General features: G+C 64.4%; 16 protein-coding genes. 3 read left to right on the top strand and 13 right to left on the bottom strand.

Annotated features, from left to right (window positions below):
• Positions 1-153: 153 nt before the first annotated feature.
• Both PT282_RS04155 and PT282_RS04160 read right to left on the bottom strand, forming a co-directional pair.
• Positions 154-993 carry an SdpI family protein gene (locus PT282_RS04155; protein WP_277168297.1) on the bottom strand — a complete coding sequence of 280 codons (840 nt, stop codon included), beginning with the start codon at positions 991-993 and terminating at the stop codon, positions 154-156.
• The gene (locus PT282_RS04160) at positions 990-1382 is read right to left on the bottom strand and encodes a metalloregulator ArsR/SmtB family transcription factor (protein WP_277168298.1); all 393 of its coding nucleotides are present in this window, start codon (positions 1380-1382) and stop codon (positions 990-992) included. Before PT282_RS04160 ends, PT282_RS04155 begins: the two co-directional genes overlap by 4 nt.
• A 251-nt stretch (positions 1383-1633) precedes the next feature.
• On the opposite strand from PT282_RS04160, the gene PT282_RS04165 reads away from it, so the two are divergent.
• On the top strand, positions 1634-2188 hold the full coding sequence (locus PT282_RS04165; RefSeq protein ID WP_277168299.1) for a hypothetical protein: 555 nt from the start codon (positions 1634-1636) through the stop codon (positions 2186-2188).
• 68 nt (positions 2189-2256) lie between these two features.
• Positions 2257-2394: a helix-turn-helix domain-containing protein gene (locus tag PT282_RS04170; protein WP_277168936.1), complete on the top strand. Its 138-nt coding sequence runs from the start codon at positions 2257-2259 to the stop codon at positions 2392-2394.
• A 277-nt stretch (positions 2395-2671) separates the two neighbouring features.
• On the opposite strand, the gene PT282_RS04175 is transcribed toward PT282_RS04170, so the two are convergent.
• The 9 genes from PT282_RS04175 to PT282_RS04215 all read right to left on the bottom strand — a co-directional run bounded on the left by PT282_RS04175 (position 2672) and on the right by PT282_RS04215 (position 15180).
• Positions 2672-4486, bottom strand: a complete 1815-nt coding sequence (locus PT282_RS04175) for a long-chain fatty acid--CoA ligase (RefSeq protein WP_277168300.1) — start codon at positions 4484-4486, stop codon at positions 2672-2674.
• 116 nt (positions 4487-4602) lie between these two features.
• A complete protein-coding gene (gene pyrE / locus PT282_RS04180; RefSeq protein WP_277168937.1) occupies positions 4603-5295 on the bottom strand; it encodes an orotate phosphoribosyltransferase in 693 nt (230 codons plus the stop codon).
• A 172-nt stretch (positions 5296-5467) separates the two neighbouring features.
• A complete protein-coding gene (locus tag PT282_RS04185; protein ID WP_374114138.1) occupies positions 5468-6442 on the bottom strand; it encodes a dihydroorotate dehydrogenase in 975 nt (324 codons plus the stop codon).
• A 50-nt stretch (positions 6443-6492) separates the two neighbouring features.
• Positions 6493-7329, bottom strand: a complete 837-nt coding sequence (locus PT282_RS04190; protein WP_280925218.1) for a dihydroorotate dehydrogenase electron transfer subunit — start codon at positions 7327-7329, stop codon at positions 6493-6495.
• 162 nt (positions 7330-7491) lie between these two features.
• A complete protein-coding gene (gene pyrF / locus PT282_RS04195; RefSeq protein ID WP_277168301.1) occupies positions 7492-8490 on the bottom strand; it encodes an orotidine-5'-phosphate decarboxylase in 999 nt (332 codons plus the stop codon).
• A gap of 128 nt (positions 8491-8618) precedes the next feature.
• A complete protein-coding gene (locus tag PT282_RS04200) occupies positions 8619-10094 on the bottom strand; it encodes a dihydroorotase (protein WP_277168302.1) in 1476 nt (491 codons plus the stop codon).
• Positions 10095-10311: 217 nt separating this feature from the next.
• The gene (locus tag PT282_RS04205) at positions 10312-10731 is read right to left on the bottom strand and encodes an aspartate carbamoyltransferase regulatory subunit (protein WP_277168303.1); all 420 of its coding nucleotides are present in this window, start codon (positions 10729-10731) and stop codon (positions 10312-10314) included.
• Entirely contained in the window at positions 10731-11714 is a 984-nt protein-coding gene (gene pyrB, locus PT282_RS04210) for an aspartate carbamoyltransferase (RefSeq protein ID WP_277168304.1), read from the bottom strand. Before pyrB ends, PT282_RS04205 begins: the two co-directional genes overlap by 1 nt.
• Before the next feature lie 271 nt (positions 11715-11985).
• Positions 11986-15180, bottom strand: coding sequence for a bifunctional [glutamine synthetase] adenylyltransferase/[glutamine synthetase]-adenylyl-L-tyrosine phosphorylase (locus tag PT282_RS04215; RefSeq protein ID WP_277168305.1), 3195 nt, complete (start codon positions 15178-15180; stop codon positions 11986-11988).
• Positions 15181-15393: 213 nt separating this feature from the next.
• Between PT282_RS04215 and PT282_RS04220 the strand changes: the two genes are divergently transcribed.
• On the top strand, positions 15394-15690 hold the full coding sequence (locus PT282_RS04220; protein ID WP_277168306.1) for a hypothetical protein: 297 nt from the start codon (positions 15394-15396) through the stop codon (positions 15688-15690).
• A 57-nt stretch (positions 15691-15747) separates the two neighbouring features.
• Here the strand turns inward: PT282_RS04220 and metF are convergent, their stop codons facing one another.
• Positions 15748-16599 (bottom strand): methylenetetrahydrofolate reductase [NAD(P)H], encoded by an 852-nt coding sequence (metF, locus tag PT282_RS04225; protein ID WP_277168307.1) that lies wholly within the window; start codon positions 16597-16599, stop codon positions 15748-15750.
• A 202-nt stretch (positions 16600-16801) separates the two neighbouring features.
• Positions 16802-19123: a 5-methyltetrahydropteroyltriglutamate--homocysteine S-methyltransferase gene (gene metE, locus PT282_RS04230; RefSeq protein ID WP_277168308.1), complete on the bottom strand. Its 2322-nt coding sequence runs from the start codon at positions 19121-19123 to the stop codon at positions 16802-16804.
• Positions 19124-19217: the final 94 nt, after the last annotated feature.

The following is a 19217-nucleotide window of genomic DNA, read 5'->3' on the forward strand; positions in this document are numbered from 1 at the left end:
ATTGGGCATCACCAAGTTCAAGTCCGTCATCGCCAGTCACGGCTACAAGCTCATCGAGTAGCTTGAACGGTGCCGGCAATCGCAGCGTTTTCATACGGTTGCCGACACCGTTCCATAAGGGTCACAGCCTCCGGATTCGAACGAAGTCAGTTTTCACCGATCTCTGATCGGACCGCCGATATTGCCGTATTTCTTGCCAGCGTAGATGCCGTAGACAGAGCACACCACCGCGATGACCAACGCGACGACGAGGATGGCATAGAGACCCACCACGTCGTAGGCGTGCATGGCCAGGCCGACGACCACGAGGAGCACGCCGCCGAGAATGAATGCGAACCCGCCGAAACGCTGGCAACGACGCCACGACTCACGGCTCTTGAAGGCTTCCGGCACACGAATGCCGCTCCATCGGTTCATTCTGGTATGCGGCATGACGTTGCCGATGACGATGAAGACCAGGCCGGTTGCGACGTTCAGGATCGCCTCCAGAGGTATCGCGGACCAGCCGCTCCCCTTGCCGAACGCGTCCGCGATGAACCATACGTTAAGAACGTTGAGAACCGTGAACATGCAGCATCCTCCGATGATCCACACGCGCACCGTCGTCTTAGCGCTCATGCCGGCATTCGACTGCTTGCGCGCGGAACGTTCGACGGGAATCTCGCAGACCAGCCAGACCAAGCAGACCAGCAACGTGAATAACGGGAAGAAGAGCCACTCGCCCTTGCCGCCCCAACTGTCGAGCTCGCCGTGCGCATTGTAGTGCATGGGCACGCGAGCGGGCATATACGGCAATGCCAGCAAATATACGATCAGCGGCAGCGTCCCCAGGACCACCATCGCGATGTTCCAGTTCCTCGCTCCGGTAAATACGGCCTTCCAACCGTTGTTTCCGCGCTCTCGTTTTTCAGCGTCCTCGAGGCCCTTGATTTCGGGGTTATCGCCATGTTCCGACTCCGTTGGCGATTTCCGTTCTTTGGTATCGTCGCTCATGACCTTTCTCCTTGCTTCTTCGCCTTGCCGCTTGCCACCGGCTCAACCGCCACTCGGCGGGTTGCGGATACCGACCGCCTTGTTTCGGCGGATTTCACGTCATAACCCGAAGCCCTGGAAATCGCACCATCACGCTGCAACTCCTTGAGCCAGACAATCGTGTCATCGAGCACGGTCAGGTTCGGCTCGTACCAGATGGTCGTACCCTCGCGGCTGTCCGTCACCAGCTCAGCCTCGCGCAGCTTCCTGAGATGGTACGAAAGCCTTGACGCCGACAACCCGGTCGCTTCCGCAAGCTCCCCGGCGTTCATCACCCTGCGACGCAAGAGCTGCAGGATCTCGCGCCTGGCCGGGTCCGCGAGCGCCGCCAACGTGGTCTGTATCGCCATAGTCGTCACCCCTCCTTCGTCGTATCGACGTGCTCAATATTTCAAATAATTTTGAAATATAGGATAACAATACCTCACCTCCGCTCTTATTTCAAATTAAATTGAATTAAATGTTGAAACTCTTCTAGAAAAACCACGAACCTCAGTCTCACCTATATTGACAACCCTTCATCACTGAAGTACAGTTTCCTTAACATAGTAAAGTTTGCTTTACTTACTTCAGACTTATCTCGTCAAGGAATCAAGGAGGAATGATGACGGCCTCATCCCACAACGAAATCAACCAATCCCAAACCCACAAACGTGCCACGACAGAGCCGACAACAGAAAAGCAACCTCGCACAAGCATCTGGGGAACCATGACCGTTTTCGGTGGTGGCAGGATTGCATTATGGTGTTCATCTTTGGCAATCGGCTGCGTGGGCGGAGTGTTAATCGGAACAATCGGAACCTTCCTACGTAACCCGCATCAGCTTGATGACTGGACGTTCGTAATTCTCATGTCGTTCTTGGCCGGCGGTGGCATCTTCTCTGTAGCGTACGTACTGCTTGTAGACCGCACCACCATTACCGGCAACATTCCCAATCCTGAGGAGAACATCGAAAGCCAGTGGCGCGAAAAGGCTTCATGGGCATCCATGACAGGAATGTTGCTTGCCATAGCAGCGTTCATCTTTTTGGTCGCGTTCTACGACAAACCCATTGCCCCGCTTGTGGTGTCTTCCGGACTTCTCGCCATCATCCTCGTAGGTCTACTCTCCGGATTGTTTGCATACGCCATCGTACGCAAAAGGGACCTATCGTGAACAATTCGCTTTCACAACTCCGTGCGGACAGAGACTTATCACAGGCGGCGCTCGCCAAACTCGCCAGCGTGAGCCGCCAGACCATCATCTCCATCGAAAAGGGCCGCTTTGACCCGTCTCTGCCACTGGCGTTCCGTCTCGCCTCGATCTTCGGCTGCACCATCGAGGACATCTTTGATCCGGACGAAAAAGTCGATGAAGAATGAGACTACTGTAAATCCGTCGTCCGAATCTGCCGATTTACAGCATGCCACCCCAAATGTTTTGGCATAATCAATTTTGGCTTCTATCTCCCTTAAATCCGCAGCTTTGAGCCTGTCTTCTTCACTGGTCCCAGTCATGCTGTTTGCTTTGTGCTCGAGACTATGCTTCACCCCGAACACCGCGCATAACGCGGCTGCACCGACCAGCACGACGATAACCAGCCACCCCATCACGACTCCTTCGTCTTCGACTTCGTGTTGTCGTCAGTTCGTTTGGCTTTCAACTCTTCTTCGGCGCGTAGATGACGTTGTCGATGAGGTCCTGGTAGTGGGCGGTGATGACCTGGCGCTTGGCCTTGAGGCTCGGGGTGAGCATGCCGTTGGCCTCGGTGAACTCGTCGGGGACGATCTCGAACTTGCGGATGGACTCGGCGCGCGAGACCAGCTCGTTGGCCCTGTTGACGGCACGTTCGACCTCGGCGCGCACGATGGGGTTGGCGACGGCCTCGCCAAGGTCCCTGACCGGTTCGGCGCCCTCGGACTTGAGCCAGGTGTTCGTCTCCTGCAGGTCCAGCGAGATGATGGCGGCGATGAACGGCTTGCGGTCGCCGACCATGACGCACTGGCTGACCACCGGCGAGGTCATGACGGCGGTCTCCACCTCGGCGGGCGAGACGTTCTTGCCGCCGGCGGTGATGATGATGTCCTTCTTGCGTCCGGTCAGCGTCACGAAGCCGTCGGCGTCGATGGAGCCGAGGTCGCCGGTGTGCAGCCAGCCGTCGACGATCTGCTCTGCGGTGATCTCGGGATGGTGGTGGTAGCCGACGCACACCGCGCGGCTCTTGATGCACAGCTCGCCGGCATCGCTCACGCCAACGGTGACGCCCTGCAACGGCAGGCCCACGGTGCCGATCTTGTAGCCGGACGTGGGATTGACCATGGCCGGCGCGCAGGTCTCGGTCATGCCGTAGCCCTCGAGCAGTGGCAGGCCGACGCCGTTGAAGAAGTGCGCGATGGACGCGTTGAGCGGGGCGCCGCCGGAGACCGCGTACTCGACCTGCCCGCCGAAGATCTGCATGATGGTGGAGTAGACGAGCTTGTTGTAGAGCGCGTGGCGCATATTGAGCGCCTTCGGGATCGGCTTGCCCGACTGCTGGGCCTTCGACCAGGCGATGGCGGTGTCGGTGGCCTTGGAGAAGACGCGTCCGGCCAGCCCGGCCCCGGCCTTCTGCGAGGCCGCGTTGTAGATCTTCTCGAAGACGCGCGGCACGGCCAGGATGAACGTGGGCCTGAACGTGCGGAAATCGGCGAGGATGGTCTTGAAATCGCTCGAAAGACCCAAAGTAACCGTTCCGGCGAAGCAGACGAGCTGCATGAAGCGGGCGAACACGTGCGCCAGCGGCAGGAACAGGAGCAGGCGGCGTCCGGGACGATTGAGGATGGCGCCCATGGAACGCACGCCGGAGATGGTGATGAACACGAAATTGGAGTGGCTCAGCTCGATGCCCTTCGGCGTGCCGGTGGAGCCTGACGTGTAGACGATGGTGGCCAGATCACCGCCCTTCACCGCCTTCTCGCGCTCCCAGAACTCGTGGTCCGCGACGCCCTGGCCGAACTTCTCGATGGTCTCGATGGCACCGGCGTCGATGACATAGACATCCTTGAGATCGTGGCAGCGGGCGCGCACCGATTCGATCTTGTCGCGCTGGGCGTCGTCCTCGGCGAAGGCCATCCTCACATTGGAGTCGTTGAAGATCATCTCGACCTGCGCCGGCGAGTTGGTCTCGTAGACCGGCACGGTGAGCGCTCCGATCGACATGATGGCCATGTCCAGCGCGGTCCACTGCCACGAGGTGTGGGCGATGATGGCCACCGAGTCGCCGGGCATGACGCCGCGCGCGATGAGCCCCTTGGCCAGGCCGATGACCTTGTCGCGGAACTGAGTGGCGGTGAAGGACTGCCATTGGCCGTCGCCGCCCACGTATTCGACCAGGGAGTCCTGTGGCGCGCGGGCGGCGCGGTCGTCGAGCAACGAGAAGATATTGCGGTCGCTGTCGATCGGCTGTTCCAACGTCCTGGTGTATTCCTGCTTCATACGGCTCCCCCATCGAGGCGATGCTTGACGTGATACCGGTCAATTTTAGTCCGACTGTGAGAGATTGTCGGACAATGACCGAATCAGCCGACACGGCCCACTTCAGGACCGCACGCTCAGGCGCCGTATTCGGCGAGGTAGGCGTCGGCGCGCTGCCGGATGTCGTCATCGAGCAGCGGTTGGCCGTCGGTGGTGACCATGTGGGAGGCGGCGGCGAAGATCTCGCGCACGTTGGCGATGGAGAGGACGGGGAAGCCGAACTCCCGCTCGACCGACTTGACGGCGGACATCTCGGAGTCCTTGGTCTTCTCCATGCGGTCCACCGAGAGCACCAGGCCCACGATGTCGACGTCCGCGGCGGCCTTGAGCTTGGGGACGACCTCGCGCACGGCGGTGCCGGCGGTCATCACGTCGTCGACCAGCAGCACCTTCATCCCGTCCTTGAGCGGCGTGCCGACGAGGATGCCGCCGTCGCCGTGGTCCTTCCTCTCCTTACGGTCAAACGTGTAGCCGACTTCCATGCCGTGCATGCTGGTCAGCGCGATCGAGGCGGAGACCGCCAGCGGGATGCCCTTGTATGCCGGGCCGAAGACCGTGGCGATGTCGCCGGGCAGCGTGCCGTCGGCGATGGCGGTGGCGATCTTCTCGGCGTAGAAGGCGCCCAGGGTGGCGATCTTGCGCCCGTCGTCGAACGCGCCCGCGTTGATGAAGTAGGGCGAGCGCCTGCCGGACTTGAGGGTGAAGTCGCCGAACCGCAGCGCCCCGGATTGCAGCATGAACTCGGTGAAGCGCTGGTCGAGCGGCGTCATGCCGTTGGATTCCCCGTTGTTGCTGGTCTGATTCATGATTGCCTCTTTCATTGCCCTGTGTGGGCATCGATTCCACGGTTACGCCATAAACGAGCCGCTGAGCGCAAGTCAGCGGCCTGTTTATGGCGGAATTGTTCGATTGTTGCGACGGTACAGCCGGCCGAAGCCACCATTACCACGTCTGCCCTTCGGCCAGCTTCGTAGCGAGCTCCGGACGCGCGTCGAGCAGGTCGTCGAGCTCGCGGGCCACGCGCATCGGGGAGGTGGGGTCGGTGAGCGCGGCGGCGCCCACCTCCACGGCGTTGGCCCCGGCGTAGAGGTATTCCAGCGCCTTCTCGCCCGAGTCGATGCCGCCGATGCCGATGATGGGGACGTCGGGGATGGCCTGGCGCACCCGCCAAACGAAGCTCAGCGCAATCGGGAAGATGGCCGGCCCGGAGACGCCGCCGGTGCGGTTGGCCAGGATCGGTTTGCCGGTGCGGATGTCGAAGCGCATGCCGACCAGCGTGTTGATGAGGCTCAGCGCGTCGGCCCCGGCGTCGACCGCGGCGTGGGCGATCTCGACGATGTCGGTGACGTTGGGCGAGAGCTTGACGATCATCGGCTTGCCGGTCATGGCGCGCAGATGGGTGATGAGGCGTCCGAGCGCCACGGGGTCGGTGCCCACGCTCATGCCGCCGTGGGTGACGTTCGGGCAGCTGACGTTGATCTCGAGCATGTCGGCCGGCGAGTCGGCGAGCTTGGCGACCACCTGCTCGTAGTCGTCGTCGCTGTGGCCGGCCACGTTGGTGACGACCGTGGCGCCGAGGTCCTTGAGGCGGGGCAGCTCGTCGATGAGGTAATGGTCGACGCCCGGGTTCTGCAGGCCGACGGAATTGACCATGCCGGCCGGCGACTCGGCGGTGCGCGGCCCGGGATTGCCCTGCCACGGCACCGGCGAGACGCCCTTGGTGCTGATGGCGCCCATCTGGGCCACATCGTAGTAGTCGCCGCACGCGTCGAGCTGGAAGGTGCCCGAGGCCGTGCCGACCGGGTTCTTCCACCTGACCCCGGCGACCACGGTCGGGTGACGCCATTCGTAGGGTTCCAGCACGTCCATCGGCTGGTGCGATTGGTCTTGTTCGCAGGTTTCGTTGGTTTCGTTCATCGCATCCGCTCCGGTTTCGCTCGTGTCGTTTTTCATCGCACCCATCCGGCTCACGCTCCCCAGCCCAGCTGCTCGGTGGTGAAGACCGGTCCGTCCTTGCAGACCTTCAGCCGACCTTGCGGCGTATCGACCACGCAGGCCACGCACGCTCCGTAGCCGCAGCCCATGCGGGCCTCCAAGCTCAACTGAGCGGGAATGCCGCGTTGGCAGGCCCATGCGGCGACGGCCCTCATCATCGGCGTCGGCCCGCAGGAGAGGATGACCGGCGGAAGCGGCGCGCCGCTGACCTCGCCTTCGATACTGTCCAGCAGGTCGACGACGTTGCCCCGCTCGTTGGTGATGCTGTGGACTTCGTCGGCATAGGGACGTACCAGATCATCGGCGAACCGCTCGTCACGATAGCCGAAGACGGAGGTCACCTTCGAGCCGTCGGCGCGCCCGTGCAGCGCCTGGGCGGCGAGGAGCAGAGGCGGGACGCCGAGTCCTCCGCCGACGAGGATGTAGTTGGCCCGTTTCGCCAGGTCGAACGGCTTGCCCAAGGGGCCGAGCACGTCGACGGCGTCGCCCGCGCGGAAATGCGAGAACTCCTCGGTGCCCGCGCCGACGACCTGGTAGATCAGCGTGACGTCGTCGCCCTCCACCTTGGCCACGCCGAACGGACGCGGCAGCACCATGGTGGCGTTGGCGGAATACAGGTTCACGAACTGGGCCGGCCGCACGGTCCGCGCCACGTACGGGTCGTGGACGACCAGCTCGTATATCCCGTCGCCGAGGCGCGACGCGGCGACCACCTCGTCGGTGCGTCGGCCCGGCTTGCGCCCGGCCTGTGCAGCCCGGAGCTCGACGGAGCCTGTGGTGAACGTGGGTATGAAGGTGTTGGTGGGCATCTCTCTCCTTCTGCAATCGTGGTGCGCGGAGCACCATGCATTTCCTCATCGGACTGTACGCCGTGTGCCGTGCCGGCTTCATCCATCTTTCCACGAATTCCGGGGAACACGCGAATGCTTCGGAAATGGACAATCGGCTTCGGCATGTCGGCGGGGCCGTCATCAGGGTCGTCGCAACGCCTCGCGCAGGTCATCGCGCATGGCGATGGCGGCGGCGCGGGCGCTGCGCCCGACCAGGTCGAGCGCCTCCTGGGCGTCCATGGTTTCTCGGTACTTCCCCGACTTTTTCCAGGCTCCGATGATGCCTCGCGACGAGTTGACGATGGCGCCGCGGCCATGAGCGCCGAACATACCGGCCACGTCCGCCGCGGTGCCGCCCTGCGCTCCGTAACCCGGCACCAGGAAGAAGGTGTGCGGCATACGCTCACGCAGTTTCTTGCCTTGTTCGGGATGGGTGGCTCCGACCACAGCGCCGAGTCGTGAGTAACCGTACTTGCCGATGGAGTCGACGCCCCAGACTTCCACCAGATCGGCCACGTGTTCATACACGCGCTCGCCGCTGGCGAGTTCGAGTTCCTGGATTTCCGCGCTCGAAGGGTTCGAGGTTCGCACCAGTGCGAACAGGTCCTTGTCAGCCTGTTTGGCGGCATTAAGGAACGGCGTCATGCCGTCCGTGCCGAAATACGGATTGACGGTGATGGCGTCCTCATGCCATGGGTGGCCGTTGATGTCGCCGTCCAAGGTGTTGACACCCGTCAGGTGCTTGGCGTAGGCGGCTGCCGTGGAGCCGATGTCGCCGCGCTTGATGTCGCCGAGGACGTACAAGCCCTGAGATTGCGCGTATTGGCAAGTAAGGCGGTAGACGTCGAAGCCGACCGAGCCGTAAGCCTCGTACATCGCGATCTGGGGCTTGACGGCCGGGACGATGTCTTTCACGGCGTCGATGATCGCGCGGTTGAAACCGTAGAAGCCGGTGACGATCTGCGCGGCCGGGGCCTCGCCCGACCGCTCCATGCCATGCGTGCCGTCCTCCTGCGCCTTCGGCCCGCCAAACCCATCCTGCGAAGTGATGGCCTGCGGCGGCACCAACGTCGGTGTCGGGTCCAGCCCGACGACGCTCGGATTGTCCTTCGCCTCAATGGCTTCGATCAGTCGGTCCATCCGCCCGTCTCCCCTTTCGTTGCAAGCGTTTGAACTGTTATATTGATATCCATAACAGTTTGCCTCACTGTATTGTTCATTGTCATATCAGTTCGTTTGTCGTTCTTATTGTTCATGTATATCGCTTCTCACTGTGCTGCCAACCGGCTATACACCAGCTTCGAACCGATGACCGTGGCCACGGGCCTGCCGGTGAGCTCCCAGCCGTCGAACGGGGTGTTGCGGCCCTTGGAGTGGAAGCTCGAGGAATCGACGGTCCAGCGGCGGCCGGTGTCGATGAGGGTCAGGTCGACGGTTTCGGGATGTTCCACCTGTCTCAGGTCCAACACTCGCTTCGTGGCGCAGGCCGCGGAATTGTTGAGCAGGGTCGCGACGTCGGTGGGCGTGTGCCCCATCAGCCGCTCGGGCGCCAGTGCCATGAGTTCGATCAGCCGTTCGTCGTTGATGGCCCCGGATTCGACCAGCACCTTGCGGCAGACACCGTAGGCGCATTCCAGGCCGATGATGCCGTTCGGGGCATCGGCCAGGCCAGCCTGTTTCTCGGCGGCAGTGTGCGGGGCATGGTCGGTGGCGATCATGTCGACGGTGCCATCGGCTACAGCGGCGATGGTGGCGCGCCGGTCGGCCTCGCTTCTTAGTGGCGGATTCATCTTGGCCATCGCGCCGTACTTGAGGATGTCCTCATCACACAGCGCCAGATAGTGCGGCGCGGTCTCGCAGGTGACGGGCAGCCCCTCCGCCTTGGCCCGGCGTATGGCGTCGAACGCATCGACGGTGGAGACGTGTTGGAAGTGGATGTGCGCGCCGGTGCGCCTGGCCGCCTCGATGTCGCGCTCGACGATGGCGAGTTCGGTGGAGGACGGAATGCCCTCGATGCCGAGCTTCTTGCTGACGGCTCCCTCGTTGATGGCGCCGGAATCGTGATGCTCGCAGTGTTCCAGCACCGGCAGCCCGGTGGCCTTCGCGTCGGCAAGCACGCCGTCGAGGATGGCCTCGGTGATGGCGGATCCGTCGTCGCTGATCGCGCGCAGGGGATGCTCCCGCACGGCCTCATCGTTGGCGTTCCCGTCTTCCGCGTCGGCGTCGGCTGGAGAGGCGGTGCCGGCGGGATGTTCCATGAACCTCACGTAATCGGCGGGATGCGTCGGCAGCTTGCCGGCCCGTCCGATCGACGCGCAGACCGTAAGGTCATAGCGCACCGGCAACCTCACGCCGTGCAACTGCTCGTAACGTTGCAGGTAGTCGAGCGTGTTGCGCACGCCGACCTTCCGCAACTGGTCTCCCCCGGCTCCGGCCTCCTGCACTTCGATGTCGCGCCCGTCGGCGGCGGGGATGGTGTTGGGCATGACCAGCACTCGCGTGTAGCCGCCCGCGGCCGCCGCTGCGGCACCGGTGCGCATCGTCTCCTTGGCCGTCTGACCGGGGTCTCGGAAGTGGACATGCGGGTCGGCCAGGCCCGGGGCGACTATGAGCGCCGATCCGTCGATGTCGCCGGAGGCCTTGGCTCCCGGCTCGACCAGCGAACGTGCCGGGTCGGCGTCGTCGACGATCAGGTCGATGCGTTCTCCGGTATCCCACACCTTGATGTCGTGGATGGTCAGCATCCCGTTTTTCCTTCCTGTATTTAGTCCGTCCAAAGCCGCGGACCAGCGTGCAAACGTTCGTTGAAGATGGTCTTCGATATCGGCCGGGAATGTCCGCAAGCCATATGGGCTCGAAACCCAGCCAATCGACAACAGCCTTTTTCCGCCAGGGCTCCGACCGGGCACGTGGCTTCCAATCCGAAGACGTGCCCGGCCCGAGCCTCTGCCGACAGCCGCGCTAGAGCTTGGCTTCCTCGTCGCAGTAGTCGCAGCGGTATTCCGCACGCTGCGCGTTGGCCAGGTGGAAGCGCTGCTCGAGGCCGCGCTCCGCGGTGGTGACGCAGCGCGGGTTCCTGCAGCTGATCACGCCGACGAGATGTTCGGGCAGGCCCGGCTGGCGCTTGTTGACGATGCCGCCGCCGCGCACGATGTTGATGGTGGCGTGGGGCGCCACGAGGCCGAGCGCGTCGAGGTTGAGGTCCTCGACGTCCTCGATCTTGATGATGTCCTTGGCGCCGAGCGCGTGGCTGCTGGCGTTCATGATCAGCGCCAGCTTGGTGGTGGTGGGGTCGACCTTCAGGTAGCGCAGCACGGTGAGCGCCGTGCCCGCGTCGACGTGGTCGATGATGATGCCGTCCTTGATGCTGGTGACTTCCATCAGTCCTGTGCCTCCTTGGTGTCTGCGTTGGCGTCGATGTCGTTGTGCTCCTCGTAGCCGGGCAGCTCGTCGCCGAGCAGCGAGCTCTCCAGGGCCATGCGCATGAGCATGCCGCGCCTGACCTGCTGGAAGTAGGCGGCGCGCGGGTCGGCGTCGACCTCCTGGGCGATCTCGTTGACTCGCGGCAGCGGGTGCAGCACGGCCATGGTGGGCTTGGCGAGCGCCATCTTGGCGGCGTCGAGGATGTAGGTGTCGCGCAGGCGCAGGTAGTCGTCCTCGTTGAAGAAGCGTTCCTTCTGCACGCGGGTCATGTAGAGCACGTCGAGGTCGCCGATGACGCTGGTCAGGTCGCTCGCCTCGGTGTAGGAGCAGGTGGGGCTCCCGTTGATGCGGTCGAGCACATATTGCGGGGTCTTGAGCTCGTCGGGGCTGATGAGCACGAAGCGCACGTTGCCGAAGCGGCAGAGCGTCTCGATCAGCGAGTGGACGGTGCGGCCGAAGGTCAGGTCCCCGCACAGGCCCACCGTCAGGTCGGTGACGCGGCCGAAGCGCGCCTCGATGGTGGAGAGGTCGGCCAGGGTCTGGGTGGGGTGCATGTGCCCGCCGTCGCCGCCGTTGATGACCGGCACGTCCGAGGCCTGGGCGGCCACGAGCGCGGCACCTTCCTTGGGGTGGCGCATGGCGATGATGTCGGCGTACTGGGAGACGACCTTCACGGTGTCGTGGATGGTCTCGCCCTTGGTGGCCGAGGAGAGCTGGGAACCGGCGAAGCCGATGACCTTTCCGCCCAGCCGCAGCATCGCGGTCTCGAAGCTCAGGCGCGTGCGCGTCGAGGGCTCATAAAACAAAGTGGCCAACACCCGTCCATTACAGGTGCCAGCCACTTCTTTCATGTGGGAATCGATGTATCGTGCCTTGTCGAGCAACGACTGGATTCCCGAGGTCGGTATGTCATCCAACGTGACGACGCTGGAACCGGCCAATGACAATCCCGGTGTTCGTCTTGACCGCCCGGAATCGGATGATGGGGAATTGTGGACTCCGTCCGTGGAGCCCGGAATGGGATGTTTCACTATCGACAACAGCTCACCTTTCTCGCTTGAAGGTGGCCACTTCGTGTGACCATTGACAAGTTACCCGCACGGGCTGACAGCGGTGAGTCGAAGCCGATAATCACGCCTGGACGTACCGGGCGCAGGCCTTGGAATGCCGGCGTTTTCGCGCTTTCCGTAGGTCGTGTTCTCCAGCGGCGTGTCACTGCCCGTAGAAGAGGCGTTCCATTACCTCGCGGCAGCGGCGCATCACGGCGGTCATGTCGTTGATGAAATACTGGCCGCGGTTGGCGCCATAGCCGAGGAAGGTGGCCACGCCGGACTGGGAAAACAGGTCGTCGGGCAGCACGTCGGCGCGGGCCATGTGCGCGTTCCACAGGTAGTTGCCGTTGCGGGCGTCGGTGAGCGTCTTCCACGCCTGCCGCAGGGTTGCCGCGTCGCGTTCGCCGATGTGGCCTAGACGTTCGAGCTCGTCAAGCGCGCCCAGCGTGGAGGTCAGGCGCAGCGAGGATTCCCTCCCGGCGTGCTCGAGCTGCAGCAGCTGCACGGTCCATTCGACGTCCGAGAGTCCACCGGCGCCGAGTTTCAGGTGGCGGTCGCGGCGCACGCCCCGGGGCAGCCGTTCCGCCTCCATGCGCGCCTTGAGGGTGCGTATCTCGCCGATCTCCGTGTCGTCCAGAGGCCGGTCCATGTAGCGTTGCGGGTCGGCGATGTCGGTGAGGAAGTCCTCGGCCAGGCGTCGGTCGCCGGCGGCGTATCGGGCGCGCAGCAGCGCCTGGCGTTCCCAGGTGGCCGACCATGAGGCGTAATAGCTAGCGTAGGATTCGTAGGAGCGCACCAGCGGACCGTTCTTGCCTTCCGGGCGCAGCCCGAGGTCGAGGTCGATGGCCGGTTCGAGGCTCACCGGCCCCTGCAGGATGCGGCGCAGGTCGGCGACCACGTCGGCCGCGAACCGGCCCGGCGAGGGCTGGGCGCCAGAGCCATCGGTAGCGGCGGAAGACACCGGACTCGTGGCCGTTTCCGTCCCTACCCCGGCGTTGCCGTCGGTTTCGCCTTCCGGCGCGCCTTCTTCCATGGCCCTGTAGATGATCATGGCGTCGGCGTCGGAGCAGAAATTGACCTCGCGGCCGCCATAGCGCCCCATGGCGATCACGCACAGCGTGGCCGGCGCATGCTCCAGACCCGTCTCGCGCATGCGGTTGCCGACCGCCCAGCCGAGCGCCGCCGAGATCACCGCGTCGTAGACGTCGCTCATCCCAATCAGGCTGCCGGCGCCGTCCATCACCCCGGTGGTCCATGCCAGGCCGATGCGTTCGATCTCGTGGCGCCTCAGCGCACGGACCGCGTCGGCGAAATCCTTCATATTGGTGGCATAGCGTTGCGCAATTGCGGCGAGCTGGGTGTCGAGGCTGACGCGGCTGCGGGCCTTGAGCTTGGCGTCGTCGCCGAGCCAGCGCACCGATTCGACCGACTTGTTGAGCGCGTCGCCGAGCAGCCGGGAGTTGGCAAGCACGTGGCAGAGCCTGGTCAGTGCCTGCGGAGAGTCGCGCAGGAAGCCGAGGTAGGGGCTGGCGCCGCCGAAACGCTCCTCGAGCCGCCGCCATTGCAGCAGGCCCATGTCGGGGTTCTGGCCTTCGGAGAGCCATTGGAGGATGGAGGGCAGCAGGATCCGATTGATCTTGGCGGCGCGCGAGACGCCCCTGCTCAGCGCCTCGACGTGGCGCATGGCCGCCTCCGGGTCAGCGAAGCCGATGGCGGCGAACCTCGCCTTGCTGGCCTCCGGGCTCAGGGTGACTTGCTCGTCGTCGAGCTGCGCGCTGATCGGCAGCATCGGCCGGTAGTAGATGTCGACGTGCAGGTGGCGCACCTCGCGGCGCGTGGCGTCATAGCGTTTCACCAGCTCGTCGGGCAGCAGGCCGAAGGCCCGTGCCAGCCGGGTCAGCTCCGGGTTGTCATTGAGGCCGAGAGGATTGTGCGCCCTCGTCGCGCTCGTCTCTGCGTTGGAAGCGCCGGTATCCGGGAACAGATGCGTGCGCCGCAGCTGCCACATCTGCTGACGGTGCTCGAGCACGCGTTCGAAACGGTAGTCGCGCTCGAGCCTCGTCGCCTGCGGCCGCGAGACGTAGCCGCCGGCGGCCAACGCCCTGAGCGCCTCCAACGTGGAGCGCACGCGCAGGGTGGCGTCGGAACGGCCGTGGACCAGTTGCAGCATCTGTGCGGTGAACTCGACGTCGCGCAGTCCGCCCTTGCCGAGCTTGATCTCCCGCTCGCGCAGGCCAGGGTCGATGGTGTCCTCGACGCGCTTGCGCATCCGCTGGCATTCGCGCACGAAGTCCTCGCGCTTCGAGGCAGCGAAGACCAAGGGAACGGTCATGGCCTCGTAGGCCGCGCCAAGCTCGCGGTCACCGGCCACCGGCCGCGCCTTGAGCAGCGCCTGGAACTCCCAGTTGCGCGCCCACTTGTCGTAGTAGGACCGGTGCGAGGCCAGCGTGCGCACCAGCGGACCGTCCTTGCCTTCCGGGCGCAGCGCCGTGTCGATCTGCCAGAGCGGCGGCATGGTGACGCCGGGCATCACCGACTGGCAGACTCGCTGCAGGGCCATGGCCAGTCTGGTGCCGATGCGGGTGAGCGCGGCGGTGCCGATGTCGCCGACGGGTTCGACCGCGTAGATCAGGTCGACGTCGGAGACGTAGTTGAGCTCACGGGCGCCCAGCTTGCCCATGGCGATGATGGCGAAGCGGCACCGGCGTGCGTCGGCCACGTCCGCTTTGGCGATCTCGAGGGCGGCGTCGAGCGTGGCGTCGGCGAGGTCGGAGAGCATCACGCTGATGTCGGGCTGGATCTCGGTGGGATCGTCGGCCGCGAGGTCCTCGGCCATGATGGCGGCGAGCTGCCGGTAGTAGCACAGGCGCAGCGCGTTGGTCGCCGTGGCCATGTCGTTTGCGTCGCGGGCACTGTCTTTTTCGGATGATGCGGTGACATCGGCGGTACCGGCAACCTCCGAACGCATGTGCTCCATGCTCTGGTCGTGGGTGAATGTGAGGCTTCCGCAGGCGTCATCGACCGCGGCGTCGACCAGGCTCGGATGCGCGAGCATGAGCCGGCCCATGGCGTCCGAGGCGCCCAGCACCCGGACCAGACGGTCGAGAGCCACATCGTCATCGAGTATGCGGGTCCTTCGTTCCCCCGGCAACTTCTCGATGATGGCCGCCAAATGCGCAAGCGCGGTATCGGGATCGCAGGCGTGCGAGAGCGCCTTGAGCATCGCGGCGTGACGGCCCTCGTCCATGCCCATGGCCGCGAGCCTGTCGAAGAGCTTGCGGGCGGCGTCGAGGTCGTGCAGTCCCGCGCGTATCAGCTCGCGTGCGCCCAGCTTCTCACCCATCGAATCCTCCATAGCTCAACGATACAACCAACCTCGCTCGTGCCGGCTCCCCCACATGCCCTTGGCTGGCGTCCCATCAAGGCTCTTCTGGCCATCCGCCATGCTCGTACGGAATCATCCATGCCGAACCGGCGCATGGTCCGGATTTCGCCGTGTCGGCCTATCATCGAGGTAGTCAATCAGCGTGGAAGCCGGTCGCGTGGCGGCCGGAAGCGAAGGAGCGTCATGGGCACCACCGGCATCGTCATCACCGTCATCGTCAGCGTCGTGGGCCTGTTCACGGGCATCCTCTTCGGGGCCATCCCCCTGAAGGCGAGCCGCATGACCGAGCGCCAGAACCGCTGGCAGCAATACCTGGGCATCGCCTTCGTGATCGTGGTGTTCATGCTGATCGCCGCCAAGCAGGACACCGCCTCGTGGGCCATCATCATCGCGGCCATCGTCGGCGTTCTGATCGCCAAGATCCCGCCGATCCACACCATCCTGCTCGACCATTTCCCCTCGCTTCGGCCGAAGGACTAGGCCTGGCCCGAACCTGGCGGGACTGGCCGACAGTCGACCAGTCCCAGCCGCGAGCCTTCAGTCGCTGACGGTGAACAGATGCTCCACGTTCGCCCAGATACGGCGGGCCAGCGCCGGCCTGTTCATCGTGTAGAGGTGCACGCCGTCGACGCCGTGAGCCACCAGGTCGCACACCTGCTCGGAGGCGTAGACGATGCCCGCCTGGCACAGGCTCTGCGGGTCGTCGCCCCAGCGCTCCACCAATGCCTCCACCGCCGACGGCACCTTCGAGCCGTTGCGTTTGGTCATGTTGTTGACCGATTTGGCGCTGCGCACCGGCATGATGCCGGCCTCGATCGGCACGTCGATGCCTTTGGCGCGCGCCAGGTCGAGGAATCGGTAGAAGTCGGCGTTGTCGTAGAACAGCTGCGTGATCAGGTGGGTCACGCCCGCGTCGACCTTGCGCTTCAGGTTGTCGACGTCGACCTCGAGGCACGAGGCCTCCATATGGCATTCCGGGTAGCAGGCACCGAAGATCTTCATGCCGGGGTCGGTCTTGTGGATGTAGGCCGCCAGGTCGCTGGCGTGCGCGAACACGCCGCACGGCTCGTTGCCGTCCACCGGGTCGCCGCGCAGCGCGAGCACGCCGGAGACGCCGGCCTTGTGGAACATGCCGAGCGCCTCGTCGACGGTCCTCTCGTCGCTGTAGAGCGCGGTGAGGTGGGCGACGACCGGGATCTGGTAGTCGTGGCGGATGGTGTGGGCGATGCGCGCGGTGAGCGTGCGGTCGTGCAGGGCGCCGTGGCCGTAGGTCACCGAGATGAAGTCGGGATTGACTTCCTCAAGCCCGTCGAGCGTGTCGTAGATGGTACCTACGGGCGCATGGCTTTTGGGCGGGAAGACCTCAAGCGAGAAAATCGGCGAGTGCATGGCTGTCTCCTGTGACGAATGGTAAATAGTAAATAGCGGATTAATAACGAATTATGGAATCAGGCCAATAAAGACTGATTGTCCCTCATATCCAACGGCTTACGGACCGCAATGGAACGACCTCATGGCCGACGGGTTTGCCGGCAATGCCGTGGCCGCCATCGATGGACCGATGGCGGCCACATGCCAGAGTCGGGGTCTCTCAGGCCTTTGAGCCTTCGGCGAGTTCGGCGCGGACCGTCCTGGCGGCCTCGACCATGTGCTCCAGGCTCGGCCAGGTCTCCTCGTTGCCGCGGGTCTTCAGCCCGCAGTCGGGGTTGATCCACACGCGGCCGGCGTCGGCCTTCTTGAGGATCTCGCGGATGCGCTCGACCAGCTCCTTGGTGGAGGGGATGCGCGGCGAATGGATGTCGTAGACGCCGGGGCCAACCTCGGTTTCGAAATGCGCGTCGTGGATGGCGTCGAGGACGACCAAATCGCCTCGGGAGGCCTCGAAGGAGATCACGTCGGCGTCCATGTTGTCGATGTCGGCGATGATGTCGTTGAATTCCGAATAGCACATGTGGGTGTGGATCTGCGTGGTCGGTTTCACGGCCGAATGCACCAGGCGGAAGGCCGGGATGGCCCAGTCGAGGTACTTCTTGTGCCAGTCGGAGCGGCGCAGCGGCAGCTTCTCGCGCAGTGCGGCCTCGTCGATCTGGATGACCCTGATGCCGGCGGCCTCGAGGTCGAGCACCTCGTCGCGGATCGCCAGGGCCAGCTGCTGGGTCTGCAGCTCGTTGCTGATGTCCTCGCGCGGCCAGGACCAGTTGAGGATGGTGACCGGGCCGGTGAGCATGCCCTTGACGACGTGCTGGGTTCGGCTCTGCGCGTACTTGCTCCAGCGCACGGTGATCGGCTCGGCGCGGCTCACGTCGCCCCAGACGATCGGAGGCTTGACGCAGCGAGTGCCATAGGACTGCACCCACGCGTTCTTGGTGAACAGGAAGCCGTTGAGATGCTGGCCGAAGTATTCGACCATGTCGTTGCGCTCGAACTCGCCGTGCACCAGCACGTCCAGGCCGATCCGCTCCTGGTGGGCGATGACCTCGTCGATGGACTTGGCGATGAAGGCGTCGTAGGCGGCCTGGTCGATTTCGCCCTTGCGTGCCTTGGCTCGCATGGAGCGGATCTCGCTGGTCTGGGGGAAGGAGCCGATGGTGGTGGTGGGCAGCTCGGGCAGTCCCAGCGCCTCATGCTGCAGGCGGCGGCGCTCGGCGCGGGCCGGCTGGCGCACGAAGTCTTTCTCGCCCAGCGCGGCGAGACGCTTGGCCACGGCTTGGTCGGGCGCCACGCGGCTGCCGTCGAAGAGGGCCTGGTTGCCGGCCAGCGCCTTGGCGCTCTTGCGCTTGCCGTCGTCGAGGTCGGCCAGGGTGGCGATGTCGTCGAGCTCGCCGAGCTTCTCGACGGCGAAGGCGAAGTGGCGGCGCGTCTCCGGCTCGATGCCGGTCTCCCCCTCGGTGCTGAACGGCACGTGCAGCAGCGAGCAGGCGGTCGAGGCGGCGACACGGGGCACCACGCTCTTGACGGCGTCGAGCAGGCCAAGGCTGGCGGCGTAGTCGTTGCGCCAGATGTTGCGCCCGTTGACCACGCCGGCGAAGATGGTGGTGCAGTCGGCGACGCCGTACTTCTTGAGGGCGGCGAGGTTCTCGTCGCGGCCTTCGATCAGGTCGAGGCCGATGCCGTCGAAGTTCAGGGAGTTGACGGTCTCGTAGATGTCGCCGATGTGGCCGAAGTAGGTATTGATGAGCAGCTTGACCGAGCCATCGACGCTGTTGCGGGCCGGCAGGATGGCGGAATAGAGCGACTTGAAGAGCTCGACGTCGCCCGGCGTCTTGTCGAGCACGAGGTAGGGCTCGTCGAACTGGGCCCAGTCGGCGTCGTGGCCGGCGAAGAGGCGCAGCATGTCGGCGTAGACGGAGGCCACCGAGTCGATGAGGCCGCGGTCGAGCTCGAGCTCCTCGGCCTGCGGGTCGCGCGCCAGCTTCAGGAAGGTGTAGGGGCCGATGAGCACCGGCTTGGTCTTGATGCCCTGCTCCAACGCCTCGTCGAACTCATCGATGGCCTTCAGGGAGGAGAGGCGGATGTCGGTGGAGGCGTCGATCTCCGGGACGATGTAATGGTAGTTGGTGGTGAACCACTTCTTCATCGGCAGCGCGGTGACGTCGCCCTCCGGGCCCTGGTAGCCGCGCGCCATGGCGAAGAGCATGTCCTCGGGGTTCTCGAAGCCGAGGCGGCGGTAGCGCTGCGGCACGGCGCCGAGCATGATGGCGGTGTCGAGCATCTGATCGTAGTAGCTGAAGTCGTTGCTGGGGATCAGGTCGATGCCGGCCTCGGCCTGCAGCTTCCAGTGCTCGGCGCGCAGGGCCTTGGCGGTGGAGCGCACATCGTCCAGGCCGTTGCGGCCCTTCCAATATCCCTCGATGGTTTTCTTCAGTTCCCGGTCGCGGCCGATGCGCGGGAAGCCCGAGACGGATGTGAGCATGGTAGTACCTCCAGTGGTAAACGTTGGTCTTCCTCGAGAGTACCAAAAAACGACGTTATCAGGTCATCAGACCACATAGTGTGTCGCTATAAGC

It is taken from the genome of Bifidobacterium sp. ESL0763 (genome assembly GCF_029433395.1).
Classification (GTDB): Bacteria; Actinomycetota; Actinomycetes; order Actinomycetales; family Bifidobacteriaceae; genus Bifidobacterium.